The sequence below is a fragment of the Nostoc linckia z4 genome (genome assembly GCF_002608075.1).
Classification (GTDB): Bacteria; Cyanobacteriota; Cyanobacteriia; order Cyanobacteriales; family Nostocaceae; genus Nostoc; species Nostoc linckia.
Genome location: NZ_LAHA01000081.1, coordinates 22,159 through 29,566, shown reverse-complemented (window position 1 = coordinate 29,566; position 7,408 = coordinate 22,159). Strand labels below are relative to the sequence as shown.

The window sequence follows — 7,408 nt, the reverse complement described above, 5'->3', positions numbered from 1 at the left end:
ATAAGCATTTGGGTAAGGCTGGAAGCCCTGCTCATATTGATGCTGTCCTCTCTGTGGCTAGAAGAACTCAAATCGATCACTTAACTTCCTGCATCGACTCTCTTCGTCAAAATTGGGTGGACTTGTACGATAGCCTCAAAGAGAAAAAGTAAGTCCAATCATCTTGTTCGCGTAAAACATTCGCGAACAAAATTTTCTTTGTTTTACCTCTATTTCTCCTTAACCGAGCAGTATTGAATTACGTTCATTCTTTCTATATGAAGGTTTTGTGTAAGTGTTTACCTCCTGCTGCTACAGCCCTTCAAGGGCTGGAGTCAGCAGAGGTCCTTGAACAGTCTGATGTTTCTCAGTCAGACTCAGCTGTAATCCAGCCTGCGGAAAATCTTGAATTTATAAATTCTTTTAATACTGCTGAAATTGATTCAAATAAAAGCAGTATTAAATTACAGAATTCAGTCCATACAAATATTTTACAATCAAATCAATTCAGTTCTGATCAGGATTTTATATCCCTGTGTAGCTCCGGCACGTCGTCAAAAATTGATAATCAAAACTTATTTAAAACGGAGGATAACGGGCTGGGTGTAGTTTCGATACCTGCTGCGGTTCCATTAGAACAACCACTCCAAAACCCCAACAACGGCTTGCACGGTGAATCTGTTGGTGAAGAGACTGCTGATGTTTCCTACCGCATCGAGGAACTCAAGCGAGTGACAAAACTACGGCTAATGGCTTTAACCCAAGCTAAGGCTAAGGTGCGCCAATACTGCGTAATCACGGGACATATTCTCAGCACTCAAGAACGCGATCGCTTAGAGCAACGTACCAAAATGCAATTCTACCTCGATTCGGGTAACGAAACTCTAATTGCAGAAGCTAACGAGTGGGCGACTGCCAATCCTGCATGTTTACCATTTTCCTTGGAGTTGGAAAGCGAAAAATTTTGGGAAAGATGAGGGACATCAGGCGGTAAGATGTTTGTTATTTTAGATTTTAACTGTACAAAAAGAGGTGATTCAGCTTTACAGAAGTTATTATACTTGTGAGTAAAATTTGGTACAGAAATATAGAAGGAGATATGAAAGATATCTTAATGGAAAAACTGTTTAATCAAGCAGTTGAACCAATCTTCCAAGCCAACAATTTAACTAAATATTCAGCACTCAAACAAAGAGAGGATGAATTTAAATCACTGTTTAATATTGAATTAGCAGAATACGTGGACTCGAAAAGAGGATTTAATTTTTCTCTATTTATCCGCGACTTTTTAAGTGAAGATTGCTTGCCGTACAGGGATGCTATTCAGCAAAAATATGGAGAACGAGCAGCAGATTTAATTGGGGAATTAATTTGTATTTGAAAGCAAAAAAAGTTGGCTGGTAGTTAGAATTTTATGACTATACGGCCAGCGTTCCGTGCAACTTTAATACTGTGTATTTGTATCTTCCTGACTTAATTGTTGCTCAAACTCAGATATTGAACCTGTAGTTACTGCTTTTTCTAACAATTGATTCAATAACTCAATATCATATAATTTATTTAATTTTTCTACTAATTCAGTAGGAACATCTTTAAATCGAATTGTTAGGATTTGAGCAATATATTTCTGGGTAGCTTCTGCTATACCTATGCGTTCTATGCTTGTCATGTATGTCATTTCTTGTTCAGCCTCAAAACGCTCCAATTCTGCTTTGAAATTTAAGTCTAACTCTGGTGGTAGAGTCATTAATCTGTCTAGCAACCGGAAGATTTGCTGGATTTTATCTCTACTATAGCCTAACTCATACATTCGTTTAATTAAGCTCAACTTCCACTGCAAACGACTAGTTAAATCTTGAGTTGTCGCTTGTGTTCGCAGGTGCGCCATCACCATAACGGCAAAAGGACTATCGCTTTGTTCTAATTCTGACCAACGAGATTCATAGTCCAGTAGTTTCACAATGGGAAACTGAAGACTCAATCGACATCCCCAACGACCATAACTATATTCTTGTGGTCGCCAATTGGCTTGATTATCCCCCAGAATTGCCAAGCTAACCACTTCTTGGTTATGACGGTCAAAGATTCTGTAGTGATATGAAAACATCCGTTTAGGGAAGTTGGTATCTACTTGGCTTTGGATTTCCAGGTGAATAAGCAACCAAGTTTCCTTTCCATCTTTTAGCCAAACTTTGATTAGCTTATCGACAAATTGTTTACCAATTTCAGATTCTCTCATCAACTGCTGCAACTCTTGGTCGAGGAATTCATAGCCTCTCTCCCAGTCAATTTCTGCTTGAATCTCTGGAAAGAAAAACGCAAGAAACGCTTCAAAATATTGTTCTACACCTTCCTTCCAAGCACCATCATAATCAGCTCGTACTTCACTCATAGATTATTTCCGATCAAAATATCATAATGCCCTTTTTGAAAGTCAAGTAAATTTAAACTACATAAAATTTATAACTAATTTACATATCAACAAATGTTGGTTTAATGTGGAATTTTGTTGCTTGGCTTTTTGAACGAAAGGTTACATACTCAAAGTAGTTTATTCAAAATAAATTAGGAAAATTTTGTTGAGCAATATAGTTGCTAATTTCTTTATTTTATTAATTTAATCTATTGATTTTGTGTTTATAAATTTAAAAATTTAGATTGACATTAATCTAATACAACAAAGTTTATTTACTTTGCAAAAAAATATTATGCCTCAAAAAAATAAAGAACAACCAGCCATGTCAAATAATACTTCCTCCAATACTAATAGTAAGCCTCAAAAGCGGCTGATAATTATAACAGGTGATAAAGGTGGCGTGGGTAAAAGTACCTTTGCGCGAGCAGTATTTCAACTTTACATTAATAAAAATCTACCCTGTGTTGCTTATGAGGCTGACTTAAGGAATCCCCAGATAGAAAGATATTTTCAAAAAGATTACCGCCCTATAATACGTTATATTGATATTTTTCATAGAGGTGGTGCTGACGATTTATTAATTAATCTAGATGAGAGTGATTGTCCTATCACATTATTAGACTTACCTGCACAATCTGGAGGTTTCTTTGAAAGTTATGTCAAAGAGCTTGCATTTTTTGAAGTTTTAAAAACTGAAATTAATTGTCGAGTAACAATGGTTTCAGTCATTAGTAGAGTTCTTGATTCTATAAATGTTTTAGAAAAACTTCGTGAACTTTGTAAAGACCAAGTAGATTATATTGTTGTCAAAAATCTGTTTCATGGTGAAGAAGAAAAGTTTGAGCGATATAATGACTCTTCCCTACGTCAGAATATGCTTGCAGAAGGTCTAATAGAACTTGTAATGCCAGATTTATTCTACAAGTCTTATGACTTTCTTGACCGCCATGCTTTAACCTTTAATGAAGGTCAGACTCATAAAGAAACAAATATTGTAATTAAGTCAAGAATTAAATCTTGGCTTGCTGAGTTTGAAGCGCAAATTAAGCCAGCATTTAATTTATTGGGTTTTGATATACAATCAGATGACTGTTACTACCCAGCAGTTGTGGAAAAGTCTAAAGAGCTTAGAGAAAACGAAGAAAAAGAAAAAGCTAAAAACCAAGATGCAAATTTACCATCTGAAGATATAGCTGCTTAATTGAATAGTTTGCTTGGTTTTTATGTTTGGAAAGCGTTTTGTAATTACATCGGGTGATGCTCGTGTGGGTAAGTCTACAGTTTCTCGGCTCTTGCTGGAATTGTACTTGAAAAGTAAATGCAATGCGCGTATTTTCTACCACGGTTATCGTAACAAACTGTCGATGTATAAATCAAAAGGTTTTGAAATAAACCATTTGGGATTGTCTAGGGGCGATTCAGATAGATTATTACTTGACTTAGAAATGTTTCCAAATATTGATGTAGTTTTGACAGATATGCCAGGTCAAAACCATCAAGAGTTTAAGTTTTTTGATAAAGATGTTTCACTGATAGAAAATCTTAACCATTTCGGATATCGTGTTACTTTCTTGCACCCGATATCACATCGTAAAGACTGTGTTGAAGATTACCTTGAGGATTTATACCAGCATTTTGGTAGTCAAGTTGACTATGTTGTTATCAAAAATTATTACTTTGGCAAGCAATTTCGATACTATGAAGGTAGTCAATTCCAAGCTGATATTAAAAAATTAAATGGCTTGGAGCTAGTTTTGGGGGGATTGCATAACGAATTTTACGAGTTGCTTGAGGATACTGGTTTACCCTATGCTCAACTTATTGAAACTAACTCGCCTCTTAATACTATTCAGCGTTCGATAGTATTCAACTGGATAGAGAATTTTAATAATTCTATTGTTTCTAATGAGATTGCTTTGAATTATTTAGGATTAGGTAATCACTGTACAGAACTAGCTTCTGTAGGTACAAATCAACAACATCCTTCCAATTTTGATGTAAATGAAGATATTGAATCTGAAGAATGGTAAGTATGAGCTTTCCCAAATTGACAGTGAGGTTTTAAATTAACTGTTTAAACAACCTATGACTAATATTGCAAAAGTTGTTGAAAAAGTTATCGCAGAATATTCTGAAGAAAAGAAAGCAGAGGTTACTGATTGGATACTTAAATTAGGTGTTCGACCTGATGACCCCTTGTTTAACTTATACGCGGAACTAGGTACAACCCAATTTGCGTTGCAGCAACTACCTGGTAGGCTTGACTCGCTTGTGGTGGGTTGGACTGACATGGTAGACGATAAGTTAAATAGTGCTTCTAAGGTAGCAATACAACAAAAAAGTGCGATCGCCCAAGCCGCTAAGGATCTAATTAAGATGACTAAGCAAGCTGGTGGGGCATTGCCTCTCTTGGGTGTAAGTAATTGGCGATTGGCACAAGTAGCGGGAGTGTTGGGTTTTGTCCTGGCTTTGGGATCTGCAATTGGTGTTTTTACATACAAAACTATTGCTGAAAGTGTAACTTTTCAGCAGGCGGCTTCTGGAACTGCTATTTTACAACCTGAAGATAAAAAGCTTCTGGATTGGGCTAAATCCAATGAAGGTAAGGTAGCACGTAGTATTTATGTTAGAAACGCTGCCATCATTAAAACTTGCCGCCAGCAGAAGAAGTATTCAGGCGGCTGCATAATTGCAGTTGATTAATTTTCTAGGCAACCCAGCCTTTGTATCCCTTATTACTTGTTTTAGCTGTATCCTTTTGACTATTGTGGTTAGTTTTGACTTTGGTGTGGGTTGCTTGAGTAACTTCTTCTTCGATTTTCATGTCTGCAAAGCTGAGGATTCCCAGGCGGATAGCTTCCCGGATAGCGTTTAATCTATCTTTGACTCCTAACTTGATAAATGAATTATGTAAATATGACCTGACTGTACCTTCGGAAACATACATGACATTAGCAATTTCATTATTTTTCATGCCACCAGCCGCTAATTTGAGAACTGTAATTTCTTTATTAGAGAAATCACTTAACAAATCTAGTGAATCTCTATCGGCTGTGTCATTTGACCTAAGATTATCAATCAAAATGCGACTAATAGTTGGGTCAATCCATGATTCATTATTGTATGCAGCCATTACTGCTTCAATGAATCTTTCTCCTACTTCTTCCCTGGCATTATTTTTACAGTAGTAGCAGTCTGCGCCATTACTAATTGCTGCGTTAATGGTATCTCGGCTGCTATTTGCAGTCATAACCACTATTTTAATTGACGTGTGTTTGCATTTAATTAAACTTATGACATCAGTGCCATTGATATCAGGTAAATCAATATTTATCACCACGATATCTGGCTTTTGTTGGTCAACAATTTCTATTCCTTCTTTTCAGTTTTTGGTAATTAATTTATTGAGTTAAGTGCATCTTTAAAACTCCAAATAATTCCTAACTTGAATCAAGTTTCACTTAAGCAATGAGGAGAATTGTCAAGATAAAAAACTAAAAACTATTTCTGTCTAAATTCAATCTGGCTATTGTTTGCACGAATATCCAACAAAATTATATTACTTCCTATATCTCCACGAAATATAATATTAGCTTTTAGAGATGTATTTGCTGGAAGGTCGTTTACTGCTTGAGGCCAATTATTTTGATTTGATCCCAAAGTGAAAGATGAGGCATCAAGCTCATTGCCTAAATCATCTATTATCCTTGTTCTACTTCCTATGGACAGTCCTCTTCTTTCTCGTGTTGTATTTTTTACTACTAAATCACACCTCGTTACCCTCGGTTCTGTTGATTTACATCCTTTGAATTGAAACAAAAATCCGTCTACTTCAAGTGTAGGATAAGTTTCTTTTGTAGTAGAAGTATTTTTAGGACTATTTATAGGAGCTTTTCTTTGAGCTATAATCTGCTTTGAAGTATTTGGTAATTTTGTATTATCAACCTGTTGAGAAAATTTTTGATTTAAATCTAATGATGGTTTTGTAAAGCCATCCAATCCTGATATTAAAGAAAGTAGTAGTATGGTCTTCAACATGATTTAGTTATCCTCACACTTAAAGTTAAGATATATTACCTTTTTCTTTGTATTGTGAACGCTGAATTTCCAGGAAAAGTTGTAAGTGGTGGTAGTTCTCCATCAGAAACAAGTAATTCTTGTGGTGGAGACTGTCTATGTATTACAAAAGGGTTTGGTTGAGTATTTTTTGGAGGCGGGGAACTTACTTCGGCATTTGGGGATGAAGTATTTTGGTAGATATTTATCGTTACTCGATGATTGTTAATCACGGTTCCTCTTTCGTTGATACAAACAGAACCACGATTTAAATTACTGTCAGGGCAGCTAATAGTTGTTTTTTGTGCATAGGCAATTCCTGTTAGAGAAAACAGGAGCAGCGATGAAAAAGTAAAAACCAGACTTCCTTTGTTGATCATTATTTGCTACTCCTATCTTTTCATTACAGTTAGAAGTTATTTGTCACACTACCATTATTGACACAGTTCGAGCCTCTATCTATTTTTGCATTAGGGCAATTTTCATTGTAATTTTCAGCGTTAATTTGTCGGCCATTCACGCGGTTATTATTGCGGTTCTCTGTATAAGTTTTAGTATTAACTTGTCGCTCGCCTACATTGTTTATAGTGCGGTTATCATCACGCCCAACAATGTTACTGTTTGGGGCTTCTACTTTTACTGGACTACCATTACCGCTTGTGGTAGCGTTGATTGCTGTGCTACCGTCACTGACTACAGTAGTGCTGTTACCAGGTTGCATAACTTGACTGGGTTGCTTGGTGTCTCCATGAGGATTACCAATAACAAAAGAAACTGTACCTGCTGAGACAGCAATACTTACCAAAGGCAAGCCTAAACGACTAATCAACCTACCCCAATTCTTAGCCATTTTGAGAAATACCTCTTACTGATAGTTAGTTAGGCAAACAATTACATACTTAAGTAGATACATACTCTACACTAGAATTTCGTAAAATTATTTTAATTCTTGCTACC

General features: G+C 36.0%; 10 protein-coding genes. 5 read left to right on the top strand and 5 right to left on the bottom strand.

Going from position 1 to position 7,408, the window contains the following annotated elements; translation table 11 throughout:
* Window positions 1-233: 233 nt before the first annotated feature.
* Both VF06_RS35235 and VF06_RS35230 read left to right on the top strand, forming a co-directional pair.
* A complete protein-coding gene (locus VF06_RS35235) occupies window positions 234-956 on the top strand; it encodes a hypothetical protein (RefSeq protein WP_244918228.1) in 723 nt (240 codons plus the stop codon).
* A gap of 122 nt (window positions 957-1,078) precedes the next feature.
* Entirely contained in the window at window positions 1,079-1,360 is a 282-nt protein-coding gene (locus tag VF06_RS35230) for a hypothetical protein (protein WP_096542864.1), read from the top strand.
* Window positions 1,361-1,423: 63 nt separating this feature from the next.
* On the opposite strand, the gene VF06_RS35225 is transcribed toward VF06_RS35230, so the two are convergent.
* Entirely contained in the window at window positions 1,424-2,371 is a 948-nt protein-coding gene (locus tag VF06_RS35225; protein WP_099071288.1) for an RpnC/YadD family protein, read from the bottom strand.
* A gap of 316 nt (window positions 2,372-2,687) precedes the next feature.
* Here VF06_RS35225 and VF06_RS35220 point away from each other — a divergent pair, with 316 nt between their 5' ends.
* Genes VF06_RS35220 through VF06_RS35210 form a run of 3 tightly spaced genes read left to right on the top strand, consistent with a single transcriptional unit; the run spans window position 2,688 to window position 5,098 of the window.
* On the top strand, window positions 2,688-3,596 hold the full coding sequence (locus VF06_RS35220) for a P-loop NTPase family protein (protein WP_099071287.1): 909 nt from the start codon (window positions 2,688-2,690) through the stop codon (window positions 3,594-3,596).
* Between the two features lie 22 nt (window positions 3,597-3,618).
* On the top strand, window positions 3,619-4,425 hold the full coding sequence (locus VF06_RS35215; RefSeq protein WP_099071286.1) for a hypothetical protein: 807 nt from the start codon (window positions 3,619-3,621) through the stop codon (window positions 4,423-4,425).
* Window positions 4,426-4,480: 55 nt separating this feature from the next.
* Complete coding sequence (locus VF06_RS35210) at window positions 4,481-5,098, top strand: DUF6753 family protein (RefSeq protein ID WP_099071285.1); 618 nt, start codon at window positions 4,481-4,483, stop codon at window positions 5,096-5,098.
* 4 nt (window positions 5,099-5,102) lie between these two features.
* Here VF06_RS35210 and VF06_RS35205 read toward each other — a convergent pair whose 3' ends face one another.
* From VF06_RS35205 to VF06_RS35190, 4 genes are all read right to left on the bottom strand, one after another.
* Window positions 5,103-5,762, bottom strand: coding sequence for a LuxR C-terminal-related transcriptional regulator (locus tag VF06_RS35205; protein ID WP_257207669.1), 660 nt, complete (start codon window positions 5,760-5,762; stop codon window positions 5,103-5,105).
* A 134-nt stretch (window positions 5,763-5,896) separates the two neighbouring features.
* Complete coding sequence (locus VF06_RS35200) at window positions 5,897-6,433, bottom strand: hypothetical protein (RefSeq protein WP_099071284.1); 537 nt, start codon at window positions 6,431-6,433, stop codon at window positions 5,897-5,899.
* A gap of 35 nt (window positions 6,434-6,468) precedes the next feature.
* On the bottom strand, window positions 6,469-6,831 hold the full coding sequence (locus VF06_RS35195) for a hypothetical protein (RefSeq protein WP_099071283.1): 363 nt from the start codon (window positions 6,829-6,831) through the stop codon (window positions 6,469-6,471).
* A 29-nt stretch (window positions 6,832-6,860) separates the two neighbouring features.
* The gene (locus VF06_RS35190) at window positions 6,861-7,301 is read right to left on the bottom strand and encodes a hypothetical protein (protein ID WP_099071282.1); all 441 of its coding nucleotides are present in this window, start codon (window positions 7,299-7,301) and stop codon (window positions 6,861-6,863) included.
* Window positions 7,302-7,408: the final 107 nt, after the last annotated feature.

What these genes read in the sequence shown, in the direction of transcription:
- VF06_RS35230 (WP_096542864.1), top strand. Translation starts at nt 1,079, where the DNA reads ATGAAAGATATCTTAATGGAAAAACTGTTTAATCAAGCAGTTGAACCA.
- VF06_RS35225 (WP_099071288.1), bottom strand. Translation starts at nt 2,371, where the DNA reads ATGAGTGAAGTACGAGCTGATTATGATGGTGCTTGGAAGGAAGGTGTA.
- VF06_RS35220 (WP_099071287.1), top strand. Translation starts at nt 2,688, where the DNA reads ATGCCTCAAAAAAATAAAGAACAACCAGCCATGTCAAATAATACTTCC.
- VF06_RS35215 (WP_099071286.1), top strand. Translation starts at nt 3,619, where the DNA reads ATGTTTGGAAAGCGTTTTGTAATTACATCGGGTGATGCTCGTGTGGGT.
- VF06_RS35210 (WP_099071285.1), top strand. Translation starts at nt 4,481, where the DNA reads ATGACTAATATTGCAAAAGTTGTTGAAAAAGTTATCGCAGAATATTCT.
- VF06_RS35200 (WP_099071284.1), bottom strand. Translation starts at nt 6,433, where the DNA reads ATGTTGAAGACCATACTACTACTTTCTTTAATATCAGGATTGGATGGC.
- VF06_RS35195 (WP_099071283.1), bottom strand. Translation starts at nt 6,831, where the DNA reads ATGATCAACAAAGGAAGTCTGGTTTTTACTTTTTCATCGCTGCTCCTG.
- VF06_RS35190 (WP_099071282.1), bottom strand. Translation starts at nt 7,301, where the DNA reads ATGGCTAAGAATTGGGGTAGGTTGATTAGTCGTTTAGGCTTGCCTTTG.